The organism is Synechococcus sp. W55.2, from assembly GCF_047461635.1.
Lineage (GTDB): Bacteria > Cyanobacteriota > Cyanobacteriia > Thermostichales > Thermostichaceae > Thermostichus.
Genome location: NZ_JANSHM010000062.1, coordinates 1 through 16,961, shown reverse-complemented (window position 1 = coordinate 16,961; position 16,961 = coordinate 1). Strand labels below are relative to the sequence as shown.

Sequence of the window (16,961 nt, the reverse complement as noted above, 5' to 3'; positions counted from 1 at the left end):
GTAGTAATCCGTACTGAACATATTATACATTATTTTCAGTATAGTTGAGCTTATTATTGACTAGAGTCATGCTCTCAGCTTGGCACTCAAGGCTCCAGGGGGGACGTGGACTCTGGCGACAGGATCCCGTTCGCGTTGGCGGAACGGAGTCCTTTCAAGCTCGCATCGCCGGGCCACAGACCCTGCAAGACTTGGGCAACACGGTGCCAGGGATCCAGCCGTTCCGTTCGCGTTGGCGGGACGGAGCCCTTGCTGCTTTGAGGCTCTGGAGAAGACTGCTCAGAGGGGGCGGGATCCCTTTCCTCCAGCCTCAGGGAAAGCTGCTGCAACTGCATGTAGATGCTGTTCACGGCCAGCATGGCCAAGACCGTGCCAAAAAACTTGGTGCGGGATCCCATGGGCCAACCCCTGTGCGAAAACAAAGATACGGTTGTCGCGGGTGCGCTAGCTCCACCTTAGCTTACGGGTTTGGCTTGCCGTTCGGAGAAAATATTGATGCTCGCGTCGGCCTTGCAAAGCCCCACGGTCAAGATTTCCCAACAAGACAATGACTGCCCCCCAAAAGCCAACCTATCATCACCTGCACACCGCCCTTTGGGTGAGCGATCTGGCCAGAGCCGAACATTTTTACGGAACGGTGCTTGGGATCCCCAAGGTGGAACGGTTGCCGTTTGACTTTCCCGGCGCTTGGTATCAAGTGGGTTCCTCCCAAATTCATTTAATCGTGGCCGAGGAGCCGATGGATCCACGGCAGCGAAGCGGAACGGGATCCTCAAAGTGGGGGCGTAATCCCCATGTGGCGCTGGGGGTAGATGACTTGGAAGCGGTGAAGGCTCGCCTGCGGCAGGAAGGGTATGAGGTGCAACCGAGCGCTTCCGGGCGAGCGGCAGTGTTCGTCCGGGATCCGGATGGGAATGTGATAGAGCTCAGCTCCATTAGCCCAACCTAGCCATGAGCCCTCTCCCCCCAGCAATACCGCCGGTTGCAACAGCGTTGCGTAGCGATATGGGTTCTCGTTGCCGGTTCGATCCGGCCATCAGCCTGGTCAGTTCCGCACAGATGCAGCGCATTGAGGAGCAGATCTTCTCTGCCGGCATGCCCGTTGCCGCTCTGATGGAGAAGGTGGGGCTGGCCGTTGTTGCTCAGTTGCAGAAGGATTTTCCGCAAGCCCAGCGCATTGGCATCCTCTGCGGGACAGGGCACAACGGTGGGGATGGGTTGGTGGTCGGGCGGGAGCTGTGGCTGGCCCAAAAGTCGGTGAAGGTGTGGTTGGGCAAGCCAGAACTCAAGCCCCTAACGGCAGACCACGCCCGCTATCTCAAGGCGCTGGGGGCGGAGTTTGTGGGGCAGCTTGAGGAGCTGGCCGATTGCGATTTGCTCATCGATGCCCTGTTTGGGATCGGTTTGAACCGACCCTTGGGGGAGCCTTGGGCGGGGGCGGTGGGGTGGGCCAATGGCAGTGGGATCCCCATCCTTAGCCTGGATTTGCCGTCTGGCCTCAACGACCAAACCGGGGAAGTCTGGGGCTGCTGCATTCGCGCCAGCCATACCTATGCCCTTGGCCTTTGGAAACGGGGGCTGTGGCAGGAAGCAGCTCTGCCTTGGGTAGGACGGTTACATCGCGTTGATTTTGGGATCCCCGCTTGGGCCTGCCCAGAGGATGAGGTTCCCCGGTTGTTGCTGCGGCCTTGGCAGCACTTTCCCGCGGATCCCCCTTTGGATACCCACAAATACCGCCAGGGATCCCTGCTAGGGGTGGCAGGCTCGGCGGCCTATGCCGGGGCGGCCCTGTTGGCGGGGCTGGGATCCCGCGCCAGTGGGGTGGGTATGGTGACGATGGCGGTGCCGGCGGAGTTGAAAGGAGTGATCCACAGCGCCCTGCCGGAAGTCTTGGTCTATGCCTGGGAGGGGATCCCCGCTTTGCCCCAGGTGGCCGAGAAACCCTTTCAGGCGGTGGCCGTGGGGCCGGGCTTGGGAGAAACCCGCTTACCGCTGCTGGAACTCCTGCTGCGGGATTGGGCCGGGATCCCCTGGGTTATCGATGCCGATGGCCTCAATGCTCTGGCGGAGATGGGGGTAGAGCGCCTGCCAGAAAACGGGATCCAAGCCATTCTCACCCCCCACCTGGGGGAATTTCGGCGGCTCTTTCCAGGGATCCCGCTTGGGGATCGCATCGAGGCAGCCCAAAGGGCGGCAGCCCAGAGTGGAGCAGTGGTGGTTTTGAAAGGGGCGCGGACGGTGATCGCCTCTCCGACTGGGGAATGCTGGGTGAACCCGGAGAGCACACCGGCTTTGGCCCGCGGTGGCAGCGGCGATGTCTTGACTGGCCTGATTGGTGGCCTGGTGGCCCGCCGAACGGCCCAAGTGGGTCGGCCCTTGGAGATTGCTGAGCTGCTCAGTTGCGCCTGTGCCGGGGTGTGGTGGCATGCCCAAGCGGCTATCCAGCTGGCGCGGGAACGCGGTCTAACAGGGGTGGATCCGGCCCACCTGGCGGAGCACCTGCCCAAGGCGCTGCAGAGCCTGCGGGAGCAAGGGTGAAGGAAGGAGCTGCAAAACCCAGCCTAGGGTTTCAGGAACCCCAGGGCCAACCCCAAGAAAATGAACAGGCCAAAGCCAATCCGATAGACGATGAACAGCCAGGTGCTGCTGCGCTGCAAAAACTGAATCAGCCAATCGATAGAGAGATAGGAAAAGACAAAAGCAGAAAGAGTGCCCAACCCCTGCGACAGCAGCGCCTCTGCCCTGAACTCAGAGATCAACTCTTCTACCCCCGCCAAAAAGAGCGCCGGGATCCCCAGCAAGAAGGAGTAGCGAGCGGCAGCCGGGCGTTGCAAATGGAGAAACAGCCCTGCCGTCAGCGTCGAGCCGGAGCGCGACACCCCAGGGATCAGGGACAAAGCTTGGGCCAGCCCCACCCAGATCCCATCCCCAATGCCCAAGCTGTGAAGGTCTCGCTGGCGTTTGCCCGTTTGCTCTGCCCAGCCCAACAACAAAGCCAAGCCAATGGCTGCAGTGGCGATCACCCACAACTGGCGGGGTGGGGATCCCCAAATGGCCTTGATGGCCCACCCCACTACCACAATCGGCACCGTTCCCACCAAGATCCCGACCGACAGCCGCCAAGGCTCCTGCTGGAAATCTCGTTCTCGCCAGGCTTTCCAGGAGCCCAGGAGCAACTGGCGCAGGTCAGAGGCAAAGTAGATCAGCACCGCCCCCAAACTGCCCAACTGGATCACCGCCGTAAACGAAGCTCCCGCATCCGGCCACCCCACCAAAGCCGGAAACACCCGCAGATGGGCCGTGCTGCTAATGGGCAGAAATTCGGTGATCCCTTGCACCATGCCCAAAATTAGAGCCTGCCACCAATCGGGATACCAAGTGTCAGCAAGCAACAAGGTAAACACTCCCCCACCCAAACTTGCCGGATTTGCACAATCCCCATTCTTAGAAAAACTCAGAACTCCGGCTTTTTCCAGCAGCCCATACCACGGCGAACAAACACTTGCAGAGGGATCCCACCCCAACTGGCCGGGAACTTGGGTGTCGCTGTCCCAGACCCGCAAAAGGGCTGTGCCTATAGGATCGCCGCAAAGATCAACAGTAGGTCAGATCATCGGGTCAATAGATCAGAAGCCAATCCGCTCTGGGTCTTCAATGGTAATCAGCCAGTTGCCCACATTCCGGAAGAGGGGGTTGGGTTCCGTACCCCGTACCCGCGCCTCCACACGGTAGATACCGGCAGATGAAGGGTTGCGCACGTTGGAGAGCACCAGACGGATCTCCTGACCGGCAGCAATGGGTTGACGGGCCACCACCTCTAGAGAGCGAAACTCCTCGTTCCAGTACACTTGATCCAGCTCTACAGGCCGGCCTTCTACCTCCAGGCGGACACTTTCCGGATCGATGCGGCCATCGAAATTCCTGTCCCCGTTGATCTGCACTTCTGCCACCGCCACATTCTGGGGGGGAATGGTCAGGCGATAGCGATCCAAACGACTGCGAACCCCGCCAAAATCGAGCCGATAGCTGAGGACAGGCACCCCCTCACTGCCGGTGATCACCAAACCCGACTGCGCCTCTGCAGAATGGGGCATCACCAGGGATCCCAGGCTCCCCATCACCAGAACCGCCAAGGCCAGCCTCATGCCTCGCCGAGCAAGGCCAAGTTCCTGCGAACATTTCCCTGCTCTCATCACTGCTCTCAACACCCAAACCTCCGCTGGTTGAAACACCTCAGCACCTTCAAAGCTCACTAGCGCGGCCTGTAGACAGCCTGACCGATGGCAAGCAAGGCCGACGCCTCGCCGTCCATTGTAGAGGATGGGATCCCCTCTACCGAGAGAGCCTAGGGCTCACCGGGGTGCGCAAGTACGCAGTTCTGGCAGAGATCTCAACAAAAACTTTGGGCCACCATACCCACAGTGCAGCCCCCCACAGCGCCGATTGTAACGGCAAGATGCCCCTGCCCTTCTACTGCTTCTTCACTTGAGGAAACTCAGCACCCCCACCCCGATCACCATCAGCACCCAGATCAGGGATCCCACCAAAATCACATTCTTGGCCCGGCTCCAGTCGCTGGCTGAGCTGTAGAGCACCGGCACCGCCACCACCAAGAGCAAGCTGTAAAGCACCAACACCAACAAAGCAATTTGGAAAACGAGCATCATCTTGCGGATCCCTCACAAAAGTCTTGTCTTGGATAAAAGCTCCCGGTAACACCGGATGGCAGCAGGATAAATAGGATGACGCTCTGACTATACCAAAATAGGATCCCTCCCAAGGCCAGATCCGTTGAGGCGGCTGATGGATTCATCTAGACACAGGCTGGAGGCGGAAGGGGTTAAAGTCGGTTGCCACATCGAAGTAGTCTTCTTGCTCTTGCTGCTTTAGCCAGCCGGTAATGGCATAGGTCAGGGGCGTGAACGCCGCCTCAACGGCACACTTGAACACATAGTTGGAGAGTATTAAGCTGCCCAGGCCAGGGAACACCCCCCAGAAGGCCAAGGTGACAAACAGTCCAGTATCCACCGCTTGGCCCACCAGGGTAGAGCCGATGGTGCGTGTCCACAGCCACCGTCCCCGCGTCCACACCTTCATGCGGGCCAGTACATAGGCGTTGGCAAAGCTGCCTCCCCAATAGGCGATTAAGCTGGCCAGCACAAGGCGGGGCGTCAGGCCCAGAATCTGGTCGTAGGCTTCTTGATAGGGCCAGTCGGGGGCCGCAGGCAGGGATCCCACGATCATGAATGTCACCGACATGAGGGCCGCCGAGAGAAATCCCAGCCAGATCACCCGTCGCGAGCGGGCATAGCCATAGACTTCGGTGAGGATGTCGCCAAAGATATAGCTGAGGGGGAAGAGAATGGTGCCCCCGTCAAAGGTAAAGGGCCCCAGAAGAACGATCTTGGTCGAGGCGATGTTGGAAATCAGCAGCACGGCCACAAATAGAGCCGTCACCGCATCTAGGTGTCGATAAGCTCGCTCAAAAACCCTCTCAGACATCAGGATCCTCCTAGAAGTTTACGGATCTGTCGCAGCTCCTTGACGATCAAGGCCAAACTCTGGGCATGTCGCTCCACTTCGCCGGCGAGCTTGCTGATCTGGGCCTCCAGATTGCTGCTGCGGGATTCCTGACGCGCCAGGCATTGGTTGATCCCAGAAAGCCGCGCCACCACCTCCCGCTGGATCAAGTTTTCCGTACCTTGAATCAGCAGCGTCTCGATGGCGGTGAGCCGGTTCAGAATCAGTTGGGTGTTGGTTTCGGATCCCGGCTCCGGTGCAGCGGCAGGGGCAACCTGGAGGACCTTTTGGATAAGAGCCAAAAGGGCATCTGCCTCAAACGGTTTCTCGATGAAATCAAAATCGACAAAGGGCTCAGGAATGCGGACAGTCACCTGTTCCTTCAGCCCCGACATCATGATGATAGGAGTATTTTTCAGACTGTCTTCGCGGCGGATGGCCTGCAAGGTGTCGTAGCCATCCATCTTGGGCATGACAAAATCCAGCAGGATCAGGTCGGGGTGATGTTTTTTGGCCGCTTCCAGCCCTGTCAACCCGTCTTTGGCCTCCACCACTTGGAACTGATCGGCCAAGATGCTGGCCACCATCTTGCGAATCATGATGCTATCGTCAATGACCAACACCGTCTTGGTTGTCATGCTGAGGCGCTCCCTCTTCCCATTATCAAATCGACCTGATCAGCCCCTTCCTCCAGCTCATAGGGCAATCGGGGACATCCTTTTGAGGACACCACTAGAGTACTCCCCTGCTTGGCCAGATGGGGTGTGCTCAGGGATCCAATTCCGCCAGGTTTTCCCCGCGCCCAGCGGCTGCCGGCCCGGCGTGGCCGCCTTGCTATAATTAAGTGTAAACAAACGTTAAGCCTTCATTCTTCATTCGCACCTTGCAGGGTTATGAGCCTACAACTAAGTCCTGAGCTGTCGCTGCCGATCCCATCTCCAGTCGGAGAAGCTGCCTACCGCGCTTTTCAGTGGGGCAAAAACATCTTCGGCTTTGCCCACAAAGCGCTCTCCACCCAAGCTTCAGATCTGATGCTCTCCGTGCTCAGGGATCTGCAAAGCTTCTCCTCCGGGAGGACCCCGCCGCCGCGGGCCAAGGTGCGGGTGAGCGCTGACACGCTACAGGTGTTGCGGGCCCGTTACGAACAACTCCTGCAAGCGGACTGGCAAGATGCTGAGGCAGGGTACTACCCTCACGCGCTCCTGTTCGACAACCCCTGGCTGGACTTTGCCCGCTATTACCCACAGGTGTGGTTGGATTTGCCGCAAATTACTCGGCGGGTTCACAGCAAGCGTTACCAAGAGTTTTCTCAAGACATCTCCACCGAGGGCTATCCGAAATACTACCTGCAAAATTTCCATTACCAAACCAACGGCTACCTGAGCGACAGCTCGGCTGAGCTTTATGACCTGCAGGTGGAGCTGCTGTTTGGGGGCACAGCGGACGCGATGCGCCGTCGGGTGATTCGCCTGCTCAAAGATGCCTTGGATCCCACCTTGGTCAGCCCCCACATCCTCGATGTAGCCTGTGGCACGGGGCGGATGCTGCGCTTGCTGCGGGGATCCCTGCCCAAAGCGGCTTTGTACGGTCTGGATCTTTCCCCCGCCTATCTGCGCAAGGCCAACCGACTCTTGCAGGAGCTGCCGGGGGAACTGCCCCAGCTTATCCGCGCCAACGCCGAGGCCATGCCCTATGCCGACGCCACCTTCGATGCCGTTATCAGCGTTTTTCTCTTTCACGAGCTGCCCGGCCCAGCTCGGCAGAACGTTATCCACGAGATAAGTCGGGTGGTGAAGCCAGGGGGCGTGGTGGTCATCTGCGACTCAGTGCAACTGCTGGATTCGCCAGAGCTGAAGGAGACAATGGAAGCCTTTATGCAAACCTTCCACGAACCCTACTACCGCGACTATATCCACGACGATTTGGGGGCGCGCCTGCAGCAGGCAGGCTGTGCGGTGTTGCGCCGAGAAACTCACTATGTCAGCACCTACACCCTAGCCCGTAAAGGTTGATCGCCCCTTCCACAAGCTTAAGAGAAGGAGTAAGTCGGCGGCCACTTGTCCAGAGGGTGTATAGTAGTTTTAGACACGAAACCTTGGATAAGAAGACGGGTCACTAACTGGATAACCCTTGGGTGCAAGTCCGTCTAAGATCTTTTTCTTGTGCTTAGGCTCATGTCTCACCCTCATGGATCCCTCCGCGCCGGCATTACTGCTCTCAAGCAGGAGCGCTACCTGGAGGCGATCAACCTTCTCGAGTCGTTCTGCTACTGCTGTTCCATCCAAGAGAGACAGGAGCACCGCCTGAGCGAGCGCAATGGCTCGAGGGCAAATCCGGAAGAATGCGTTTTGGCTCGTGTGGCTCTGATTATGGCTTATCAGGGCAGCGGCGACTTGGAGCGGTCAATCGCCCTCTGCCAAGAGCTGTTGGAGCAGAAGGAAACTCCTGAGTCCGCTCCTTGGGCTCGGGAATGGGCAGCTCAGGCTCTACCGACCCTCAAGCAGGCTTCAGAACACTCCATGCCCCCTGAGGAAGTGATGGCGCGGCTGCCCGTTCTCCAGCAGTTGGAAGACTGTCAGCCCCTGTGTAGCTCCCGCGATCCGGCCCCGCACCTGCTCAAATCTGCCCATCTCTAAAGGATAGAGCCAGAGCTCGCAGCGGAAGCCGTGGACGCCCGACTCTGGCCTTTACTCTTGCATAGTTTCACAGCTTGATAGTTTCACAGCGACCTAGCGATCTTAGTCTTATGTCTGCAGCCGAACTGGCCACCTATCATTTTGTCGTTGCCAGCCTGTCCTTCTTGCGTTCTGAGCCCCTGGAAGAGGTGTTGGAGGAGCGTCGTCGATACTGCGAGGAGCACCATCACCCTGTCGATTTCTTCTGGGTGCCGCAGCCGGCCTTCATGGAGGCTCCAGAGTTAAAGCCCCTGCGGGACAAGTTGAAGGAGCCCCTGGGGGCAGTGGTATCCACCAACGCGGATTTTATTCGTTGGCTGAGCCTGCGCTTAACCTTTGTAGAGAAGGGCAGCTTTGTGGCTCCCAGCGAGTCGATCCCGGATCCCTTGCGCTCTCTATCTGCCGCAGAAGGATAAGCCTGCCGATTCCCAAGATTTGGGTTGGTGGATTGGAAGGCGGGCCAAGATAAGATCGGGGCACCTTGTTTCTGCTTTCGTCTGCTGACGTCCGTTGGGGCATCGACGTCGGGGAAATGGGCAGGTCACCTGGGGAGCATCATGACTTGGGAGCAACGATGGGATTGGCCACAAGGAGGGGCAGGGATCTGCCACCCCAGTTCCCCTCTCCGGGATCTACCTGCATCAACGCCAAGTTGGGGACTGAAGTCAGAAGCTCTCTCGCCTGAGCCGACAGCAAGCTCCACCCTCAGCTTGCTGGAGCCTTCTTCCGGGGATCCCTTGCCAAAGCCACCCCCTGAGGATCCCGAAAAGGGGCAAAAAGCAGAGAAGGAAGATCAAGGTCTGTCTGAGCCGGGCCTGAGCAACTTTGTAACCGTGCTGCGCCGGCGCAATTTCCTGCTGCTGTGGATGGGGCAGGCGTGTTCCCAGTTGGCGGACAAGGTGTTGTTGGTGCTGCTGATTGGGTTGGTTGCCCGCGAATTTCAGCCGGAAGGGGCTTCCATCAGCGGTTGGGTCTCGGCCATCATGCTGGCTTTTACGCTGCCGGCGATGCTACTGGGCAGCCTGGCGGGGGTGTTTGTGGATCGCTGGCTAAAAAAAGGAGTGTTGGTGCTCTCCAACCTGGCGCGTGGGATCCTAGTGCTGCTGTTGCCGCCGCTGCTCTGGCTCACTGCCGGGCGCGACCTTTGGCCGGGGATCCCCTTGGGGTTTGCGGGGCTGTTGCTGGTGAGCTTTGCCGTCTCGGTTCTGACCCAGTTTTTTGCTCCTGCCGAGCAGGCGACTTTGCCCCTGATCCTGCCGAAGCGAGAGCTGCTGGCGGCCAACTCCCTGTACACCACCACGATGATGGCTTCGCTGATCGTCGGGTTTGCCGTGGGGGAGCCGCTGTTAACCCTGGCAGATCGTTGGGTACGCCATTGGTTGCCGGGCTGGGAAGTGGGGCCGGAGCTGTTGGTGGGAGGAGCCTACCTCTTGGCGGGATCCCTGCTGTTGCTGCTGCAACCCCACGAGAAGCTAGAGCCCCGGCGTTGGGAAGTCCCCCACCTCTGGGAAGATCTCCGCTTGGGCCTGCAATATGTCAGCCAGATGCCCCTGATCCGAGCTGCCTTGGTGCAGGTGGTGGTGCTCTACTCGCTGTTTGCGGCGCTGGCAGTGTTGGCGGTGCGCATGGCAGAAGTGATGGCAGAGCTGAAGCCGGATCAGTTCGGGGTGTTGTTGGCGGCTGCTGGCCTAGGCATGGGGATCGGCGCCTTTTGGGTGGGCCATACGGGCCGACGGGTGAGCCGCCGCGCCTGGGTTGGCCTGGGATCCCTGCTGCTCTGTGGGGCTCTGGCAGCCCTATCCTGGACGACCCACTGGTTGCTGCCCAGCTTGGGCTGGATTGCCCTGTTGGGCTGTGGGGGGGCTTTGGTGGCGGTGCCGATGCAAACCTTGATCCAAGAGGAAACGCCTGACCATCTGCGAGGCAAGATCTTTGGGCTCCAGAACAACGCCGCCAACATTGCCCTCAGTTTGCCGCTGGTGTTCACGGGATTGGCAGAAGCCCGCCTTGGCCTTCCCTGGATGTTTGTGGCCCTGTCTGTTCTGGCGGGGCTGGCGGGGCTGTACACCTGGAGCCTATTGGGCAGAGAGGTCTCGTAAATCCTGCCGCAGCGCGAGGTTGGATATCCTCTTCCGAGGGGACGGGCCAAGGCAGGAGCTAACTCTGCTACTCTTGTAGAGGTTTAAGAATCGAGACTCCCTTTGCAGCTCAGCGTTTCAGCTCCGCGGGGATCCGCCCATGCACATCGCCTGGATAGGCAAAAAGACACCTTTCTGTGGCAACGTCACCTATAGCCGCGAGATGACCAACGGCCTTTTGGATCGAGGGCATCAAGTGAGCTTTTTTCACTTCACCAACGAGGGCCAACCGCCCGCCCTGGATCCTGGAGGTGAAGGCTGGAGGGCGGAGCTGGATCGTCGAGACGTTTCCCTCCCCTGTCTGTACAAGTCGCAGATTTACACGATCCCGGCCCCCAACGCCAAGCGGTTGCTCACCCAGGCCCTCAAGGAATTGCAGCCGGATCTGGTGCATGCCTCCTTGACCATTTCTCCCATCGACTTTGTGCTGCCGGAGATCTGTGCTGAGCTCAACCAGCCGCTGGTGGCCACCTTCCACCCGGCCTTCGACCGGCGGCGGCGCAACATCGCCTCTCGCACCCAATACTTGGCCTACCAGCTCTACGCCCCGTGTTTGGCCAACTATCACCGCACCATTGTCTTCTCGGAAACGCAACGGGAGATCTTGGTCAAACTGGGGGTGAGCCCCCAGCAGGTGGTGGTCATTCCCAATGGGGTCGATGTGGACAAGTATGCGCCTGGGCCCTCCACCCTCAAACAGCGGTTGGGACTGGAGCGGATCTTCGTCTATCAGGGGCGGGTTTCGCCGGAGAAAAACCTGGAGGCCCTGCTCAAGGCTTGGAAACACTCCCAAATGGGGGAGAAGTGTGGTCTGCTGATCGTGGGGGATGGGCCGCTGCTCAACACCCTCAAGCCCTTCTACACCCTTCAACATGGGATCCACTGGCTGGGCTATATTGCCGACGAGCAGCAACGCATCGAGATCTTGCGAGGAGCCGATGTGTTTATTTTGCCCTCTTTAATCGAGGGGCTCTCTTTGTCCCTGTTGGAGGCGATGGCCTGTGGGCTGGCAGCAGTGGCCACCGATGTGGGTGCCGATGGCGAGGTTTTGGCCGATGGAGCCGGGATCCTGCTGGATCCGACACGGGTGACGGCGGAGCTGCAAACGCTGTTGCCTTTGCTGCGGGATCAACGGGAGTTTACCCAACTGCTGGGGATGAAGGCCCGCCAGCGGGTGCTGGAGCGCTATACCCTCAGCCACAACCTCAGCCAGGTGGAACAGCTCTACCGAGAGCTGTGCCAGGGATCCCGTCAGCCTCGCCGGGTGTGAGGGATGAGTGTGATGAAGCTTGTGATATTTTTGCTAAGCTGTTTCGTTACGTTTCCAAGGGATTAACGCCAGTCTTCCCGATGGATGATCACAGCCCCCAAAAGGCCGTTTTAGGGCAGCCCCCTGCCGGGCTGTCAGATTCTTTGTGGTCAGAGTCCTTGCTGGCCCAGGATTCGGGCAAAAATCCCCTCCCCCCTAATGCTCCGTCGCTGTCGCCCACGGACAATTCGGGGGACTTGCGCTCAGCTCAGACCGGCCAGGATGAGGATCCCACCTCTTCAGGTGCCGTTGCGTCCGATGATAGAGAGCTGCCGGAGGTCAAGCCGGCCATTGTGCCTGCCCCTGCAATGCCGGATCGGGTGGCAGAACTGGAGAGAGAACACCATCGGATGCAGTATCTGCTGGCGTGGCTGGCTTTTGCTCTGCGCTCTTTTAACAACTTGAACCAGATCCTGGAGCTGACGGCTTTTGTGGCCAGCCAACTGACCGATGCCGAAGGCGGAGCCCTGGTTTTGTTCAATCCCAACGGCACCATCCAGTTGGATCAACTGCATTGCTCTGATCTCAATCACCGCGAGCAGATTCGGGCTGAGATGGAGCAAATTACCCAGACCCTCTCGGCTCAAGAGCCCATTCTCAAAACGGAGGGATCCCTGTCTGTTAAGATCCCTGCCCTTGAACACCTCTTGGACGAACGGTTCCGCCAGAGCTTGGGGCCGGATGTACGCCTTTTCGGCACGCCGCTGCTGATTCGCAACTCTGTCCAGGGTCGCTTGTACGTCTTCAGCCGTCAGCCTGGCTACCACTGGGATGAACGTCGCCAACAACTGTTGCGCTTGGTCGCCGATCAGGCAGGGGTGGCCATCGAAAATGACCGCTTGACGGCAGCCTTGCGCCGCAAGATGGCCCTGGAAAAAGAAATGGAGATTGGCTCTTACATCCAGACCCAACTGCTACCTCGGGAGTGCCCTCAAGTCAAGGGGATTCGCTTGGCAGCCCGTTGCCGGGTGGCCAGCAAAGTGGGGGGCGACTACTATGACTTCATCAAGATTCCCGGCGAACGCCTGGAAACATCCGACTCATCTGAAGAAACGGCAGGCTTTCGCTTGGCCATCGTCATTGGGGATGTGATGGGCAAAGGGGTGCCCGCCGGCCTGTTGATGACCATGACCCGCGCCATGGTGCGGGCGGAGGCCCTCAACCGCCATTCGCCGGCCCGTGTTCTACAACATCTGAACCGGGCCATGTACAGTGACCTGGAAAACTCCAATCGCTTCATCAGCCTGTTTTATTCGGAGTACGATCCCCGCTCCCATCGCCTCTGCTTCAGCAACGCGGCCCACAACCCCACCCTGTGGTGGCAGGCCCGCACCCGAGAAATTCAACCCCTGGACACAGAGGGGGCGCTGATCGGCTTGGAAGAAAACAGCCACTACTCGGAAAGCTGCGTGCAACTGCAACCCGGGGATGTGGTGGTGTACTACACCGATGGCTACACGGAGACAGCCAACACCCGCGGCGAGCGCTTGGAAACCTCTGGGCTGATGGACGCCATCCAGTACGCTGCCCGTCGCTACGACTCCCCCGAAGACATTTTGGAGAGCTTGTTTGAGCAGATGGATGCCTTCCGAGGCCGTCGGGGATCCCATCCTCTTCCCCTGTGGCTGCCTGCGGATCCAGAGCTCCTGTTGCAGGATGAAATTTCCCTGCGGCCTGAGCCCGTGGACGATACAACGCTGGTGGTGTTGAAGGTGTTGCCGGACTCTGAGCCAGCCTAGCCACAGAAGGCTTAAACTCAGGGTAAGCTCTAGCTGGTGGAGCTACCAGGTTGGCTGCACTGTGTTATTTACACCTGAGGTACAACCATGAACTTCTCTTCTTCTGGGTCTGAGACCGCTTCGGTTTACTTGCCGGCCCCCACGGCTTTCCAGACGGAAATGATTGTCGGGCAGGTGTTCCGACAGGATGTGCTGGGCGATATCCGCAAGGGTTGGAATGGCTTTGTGGAATCGGGCCAAATTTGGGCGCTTTTGATAGGGATCGTGGCGGGCTACATGCTCAAGAGCATCACCAGCTCCCACTAGAGCCTTGTCGCCATTGCTCTAGCTGGATCCAGTTGGCCTGAGCCGGCGGGGTTTTGGCCGTCGGTATTTGGTTTTTGTGCTTTTTCTTCTGCAGCGGGGTCTTTCTTCCCATTCTCCCAGTTCCCAGCCGATGTCTGAGCCGACGGTAACTTCCACCCCTCGCCCCTGGAGCCAACGCTTCGAGGGATCCCTGCACCCTGCCATTGCCCGCTTCAACGCCAGTATCGGCTTCGACATCCGCCTGCTGCCCTACGATGTGGCCGGATCCCTGGCTCATGTGCAGATGTTGGCCGCTTGTGGCATCCTGACCCAGCAAGAGGCCGACCAGATCCGGTGGGGATTGGAGCAGATCCAACAGGAAGCGGCTGCCGGCACCTTCCGGCCCGATCCAGAGGCAGAGGATGTCCACTATGCCGTCGAGCGTCGTTTGGTGGCTTTGGTGGGGGAAGTGGGAAAAAAACTGCATACCGGGCGCTCCCGCAATGACCAAGTGGCCACCGATCTGCGCCTCTATCTGCGGGATCAAATCGATCACCTTCGTCAAGCCCTCTGGGAGCTGCGCGGAGTTTTGTTGGACTTGGCTGAGCGGCATCTGGAGACGATCCTGCCCGGCTACACCCATCTGCAACGGGCTCAGCCGATTAGCTTGGCCCACCACCTCTTGGCCTATGAAGAAATGTTCTGGCGAGACTGGCAACGGCTGGGGCGGGTGTGGGAAGAGGTGAATGTCTGCCCCCTCGGATCCGGGGCTTTGGCCGGCACTTCTCTGCCCATCGATCGGCAGCTCACCGCCCATCTGCTGGGATTTGAGCGGATCAGCGCCAACAGCTTGGATGCCGTCAGCGACCGGGACTACCTGGTGGAGTTCCACGCTGCCGCCAGCTTGATTTTGGTGCATCTCAGCCGCCTCTCGGAAGAGATGATCCTCTGGGCTTCCCAGGAGTTCGGCTTTGTCACCCTCACCGATGCCTGTGCCACCGGCTCCAGCCTCATGCCCCAGAAGAAAAATCCCGATGTGCCGGAGCTGGTGCGCGGCAAGGCGGGGCGGGTGTTTGGCCATCTCCAGGCTTTGTTGGTCACCTTGAAGGGGCTGCCGCTGGCCTACAACAAAGACCTCCAAGAAGACAAAGAGGGGCTATTCGACACGGTCGATACCCTGAAAGCCTGCCTAGAGGCGATGACCCTTCTGCTGCGGGAAGGGATCCAATTTCAACCTGAGCGCATGGCCGCTGCTGTGCAGGAAGATTTCTCCAACGCCACCGATGTGGCCGACTACCTGGTGCGCAAAGGGATCCCCTTTCGCACAGCCCATGATTTGGTGGGGCAGATTGTGCGCATTTGTTTGGCAGAAGGGATCCTGCTGCGGGATCTGCCCTTGGAGCGCTGGAAAACCTTCCACCCGGCCTTTGAGGCGGACATTTTGACGGCCATTGAGCCCCGCCAGGTGGTGGCCACGCGGCTCAGCACCGGGGGAACGGGCTTTGCTGTGGTGCGAGAAGCCCTGCAACGGGCCCAGGCCCGCCACCAGCAGCCAGAGCCATCGGAAGAAACTCCACAAACTTAAACTGAACTCAAGGAGAGTTTGCAATTCTTGGGTTCTTCTCGCCAGTGTGTGCCATCCTGAGGTTCTCAGCCATCCAACTTGACATGCTCCCCTGCCTAAAGGCAGGAGATTCTGGTTCCTGGTTCTGCGACAGCACTTATCGTGTTGGGTTGCCCCTCCACGGCAGCGGTGCTCGTCTCCCCAGGCGTTCCCCCAAGCGCTGCGCAAGCTCTAGCACCCAGAGCGGTTCCCTAATGCCCTTAGGTACCGTTGCAAACAACAACCATAAAGCCTGCTGAGGCTGTATCCAGTCGTTAGACTGTTGGGTTTTTAGAGCGGTTGACTACCCTGCCGCTGCGGGCATCATAGCACAAAGCCGCCCTAGTCGCGTCAGCGGGCCGTAGGCCTTAGGGCGGGGCTTTAGACCCAGTTTTTTGGTAACTCCCAGCCTGTTGGCCTCTTCCTTGGGTGATCGTTCCATGTTGGATAACCTTACCGTCCGTGTCCTAGAACATGCGGCCAAGCGTCGCTGGCGAGAACGCGCCTACAGCCGATTTTTGCAAGATTGGCGACGGCAAGTGGTGCTGCTGCGCCGTCAACGGGCCGGCGAATTTGGCCCACCCCTGGGGGATCCCTCTTGTGTTTTCAGTGCCCACTCGGCTTGGTTGCGCTGTGCCGTCCATCCCCAAGGGCCGTGCCAGGGTTGCCCCCACTATGCCCCCGTCACCCCTCCAAAGCCAGAGCCACCTCTGGGTTCACTCGATGGACGGGTCTGACCGCGCCACACTGGTGGCCGAACATTTTCAGCAGCGGTGGCCTCTGCGGAACGGCCTGCCCGTTGCGCCCCAATGGCATCCGCTGTAGCTAAGTTGAGGGATCCCCGGCCAACTTGTGCCAGAATAAAAGAACGGTAACTCCATCGGCAAAGGCGAGATTCATGGCCCTCTACCTCTCGGCAGACCACCTTCACAGCATCCGCCAGCACGGCGAACAAGCCTTTCCCCACGAGAGCTGCGGCATTTTAATTGGGGAAATCCGGGGATCCGACAAGATCATCCACGAGCTTTGGTCGGTGACCAACACCTGGGATCAAGCGGAAAACCCTCTGGCAGACGGAGAATCCAGCCGCCGCCGCTTCTTGATCGATCCGGCGGATTTCAAGCGGGCCAACGACCATGCGGTGCGCAAAGGGCTGGGGATCCTGGGCACCTATCACTCCCATCCCAACCATGCGGCCATTCCCTCCGAGTTTGATCGGCAGCATGCTTTTCCTTGGGGCTTTTCCTGTGTGATCGTCAGTGTGCGCGAGGGCAAGGCAGAAGAGGTGGTGAGCTGGGTTTTGGATGAGCAGGAGCAGCCCCAACGGGAGCCGATGCAGATGCTGGAAGACATTCGCATCCCCCCGCTCCCGGCTTTGGCAAGCTAGAGTCGTTTGGGCCTTGCCGCTGTTTGAGGCTGAAGTTCACGGCTAAGTTCAGTTGGGATCCTTGAAAGCTGGGATGGGTACCACCGGAAAAAGCGGTAGTCTAGTGCTGAACCTTGTCTGTAACATAGCTGAATCCTCAAAGTCAGTAGACAGCCCCAACAAGATCGACAAACGGATAGGTCAGCTAGAAATCGCAGGAGCCCCGCACTGTACCCGTAGGGTCAGTGCCGGGAGGAATGCGGAAGTTATGATAGAACCATGACCCAAGTCCTGACCGTCTCCTGCAAGCTCAAGGTGTCCCAGTC

18 protein-coding genes are annotated in these 16,961 nt (G+C 59.1%); 12 read left to right on the top strand and 6 right to left on the bottom strand.

Annotation, left to right across the window (positions count from 1 at the left end):
* Positions 1 to 86: 86 nt before the first annotated feature.
* Positions 87 to 398: a hypothetical protein gene (locus NW828_RS11335; protein WP_414383965.1), complete on the bottom strand. Its 312-nt coding sequence runs from the start codon at positions 396 to 398 to the stop codon at positions 87 to 89.
* 149 nt (positions 399 to 547) lie between these two features.
* Here NW828_RS11335 and NW828_RS11330 point away from each other — a divergent pair, with 149 nt between their 5' ends.
* Entirely contained in the window at positions 548 to 949 is a 402-nt protein-coding gene (locus NW828_RS11330) for a VOC family protein (protein WP_414383963.1), read from the top strand.
* 56 nt (positions 950 to 1,005) lie between these two features.
* Complete coding sequence (locus NW828_RS11325) at positions 1,006 to 2,538, top strand: NAD(P)H-hydrate dehydratase (RefSeq protein ID WP_414383962.1); 1,533 nt, start codon at positions 1,006 to 1,008, stop codon at positions 2,536 to 2,538.
* Positions 2,539 to 2,561: 23 nt separating this feature from the next.
* Here the strand turns inward: NW828_RS11325 and NW828_RS11320 are convergent, their stop codons facing one another.
* From NW828_RS11320 to NW828_RS11300, 5 genes are all read right to left on the bottom strand, one after another.
* A complete protein-coding gene (locus tag NW828_RS11320) occupies positions 2,562 to 3,395 on the bottom strand; it encodes an undecaprenyl-diphosphate phosphatase (protein WP_414383960.1) in 834 nt (277 codons plus the stop codon).
* Positions 3,396 to 3,626: 231 nt separating this feature from the next.
* The gene (locus NW828_RS11315) at positions 3,627 to 4,145 is read right to left on the bottom strand and encodes a DUF2808 domain-containing protein (protein ID WP_238376751.1); all 519 of its coding nucleotides are present in this window, start codon (positions 4,143 to 4,145) and stop codon (positions 3,627 to 3,629) included.
* Between the two features lie 336 nt (positions 4,146 to 4,481).
* On the bottom strand, positions 4,482 to 4,667 hold the full coding sequence (gene psbZ, locus NW828_RS11310) for a photosystem II reaction center protein PsbZ (protein WP_414383958.1): 186 nt from the start codon (positions 4,665 to 4,667) through the stop codon (positions 4,482 to 4,484).
* Between the two features lie 142 nt (positions 4,668 to 4,809).
* Positions 4,810 to 5,502, bottom strand: a complete 693-nt coding sequence (locus NW828_RS11305; RefSeq protein ID WP_414329328.1) for a queuosine precursor transporter — start codon at positions 5,500 to 5,502, stop codon at positions 4,810 to 4,812.
* The gene (locus NW828_RS11300) at positions 5,502 to 6,158 is read right to left on the bottom strand and encodes a response regulator (RefSeq protein WP_414383956.1); all 657 of its coding nucleotides are present in this window, start codon (positions 6,156 to 6,158) and stop codon (positions 5,502 to 5,504) included. The genes NW828_RS11305 and NW828_RS11300 overlap by 1 nt, the downstream gene beginning before the upstream one ends.
* A gap of 255 nt (positions 6,159 to 6,413) precedes the next feature.
* Here NW828_RS11300 and NW828_RS11295 point away from each other — a divergent pair, with 255 nt between their 5' ends.
* The 10 genes from NW828_RS11295 (at position 6,414) to NW828_RS11250 (ending at position 16,656) form a co-directional block, all read left to right on the top strand.
* Positions 6,414 to 7,532 (top strand): class I SAM-dependent methyltransferase, encoded by a 1,119-nt coding sequence (locus tag NW828_RS11295; protein ID WP_414383955.1) that lies wholly within the window; start codon positions 6,414 to 6,416, stop codon positions 7,530 to 7,532.
* 162 nt (positions 7,533 to 7,694) lie between these two features.
* Positions 7,695 to 8,156 (top strand): hypothetical protein, encoded by a 462-nt coding sequence (locus tag NW828_RS11290; RefSeq protein ID WP_414383953.1) that lies wholly within the window; start codon positions 7,695 to 7,697, stop codon positions 8,154 to 8,156.
* Positions 8,157 to 8,266: 110 nt separating this feature from the next.
* A complete protein-coding gene (locus tag NW828_RS11285; RefSeq protein WP_414383951.1) occupies positions 8,267 to 8,611 on the top strand; it encodes an MgPME-cyclase complex family protein in 345 nt (114 codons plus the stop codon).
* A gap of 141 nt (positions 8,612 to 8,752) precedes the next feature.
* On the top strand, positions 8,753 to 10,294 hold the full coding sequence (locus NW828_RS11280) for an MFS transporter (RefSeq protein ID WP_414383949.1): 1,542 nt from the start codon (positions 8,753 to 8,755) through the stop codon (positions 10,292 to 10,294).
* Between the two features lie 139 nt (positions 10,295 to 10,433).
* Positions 10,434 to 11,603 carry a glycosyltransferase family 4 protein gene (locus NW828_RS11275; protein ID WP_414383948.1) on the top strand — a complete coding sequence of 390 codons (1,170 nt, stop codon included), beginning with the start codon at positions 10,434 to 10,436 and terminating at the stop codon, positions 11,601 to 11,603.
* Between the two features lie 236 nt (positions 11,604 to 11,839).
* Positions 11,840 to 13,381, top strand: a complete 1,542-nt coding sequence (locus NW828_RS11270) for a PP2C family protein-serine/threonine phosphatase (RefSeq protein WP_414383946.1) — start codon at positions 11,840 to 11,842, stop codon at positions 13,379 to 13,381.
* Positions 13,382 to 13,468: 87 nt separating this feature from the next.
* Positions 13,469 to 13,687, top strand: a complete 219-nt coding sequence (locus tag NW828_RS11265; RefSeq protein WP_414349808.1) for a hypothetical protein — start codon at positions 13,469 to 13,471, stop codon at positions 13,685 to 13,687.
* A gap of 130 nt (positions 13,688 to 13,817) precedes the next feature.
* Positions 13,818 to 15,251, top strand: a complete 1,434-nt coding sequence (gene argH, locus NW828_RS11260) for an argininosuccinate lyase (RefSeq protein ID WP_414383966.1) — start codon at positions 13,818 to 13,820, stop codon at positions 15,249 to 15,251.
* 458 nt (positions 15,252 to 15,709) lie between these two features.
* Positions 15,710 to 16,006 carry a DUF6464 family protein gene (locus NW828_RS11255; RefSeq protein ID WP_011433656.1) on the top strand — a complete coding sequence of 99 codons (297 nt, stop codon included), beginning with the start codon at positions 15,710 to 15,712 and terminating at the stop codon, positions 16,004 to 16,006.
* A gap of 161 nt (positions 16,007 to 16,167) precedes the next feature.
* Complete coding sequence (locus tag NW828_RS11250; protein WP_011433657.1) at positions 16,168 to 16,656, top strand: M67 family metallopeptidase; 489 nt, start codon at positions 16,168 to 16,170, stop codon at positions 16,654 to 16,656.
* Positions 16,657 to 16,961: the final 305 nt, after the last annotated feature.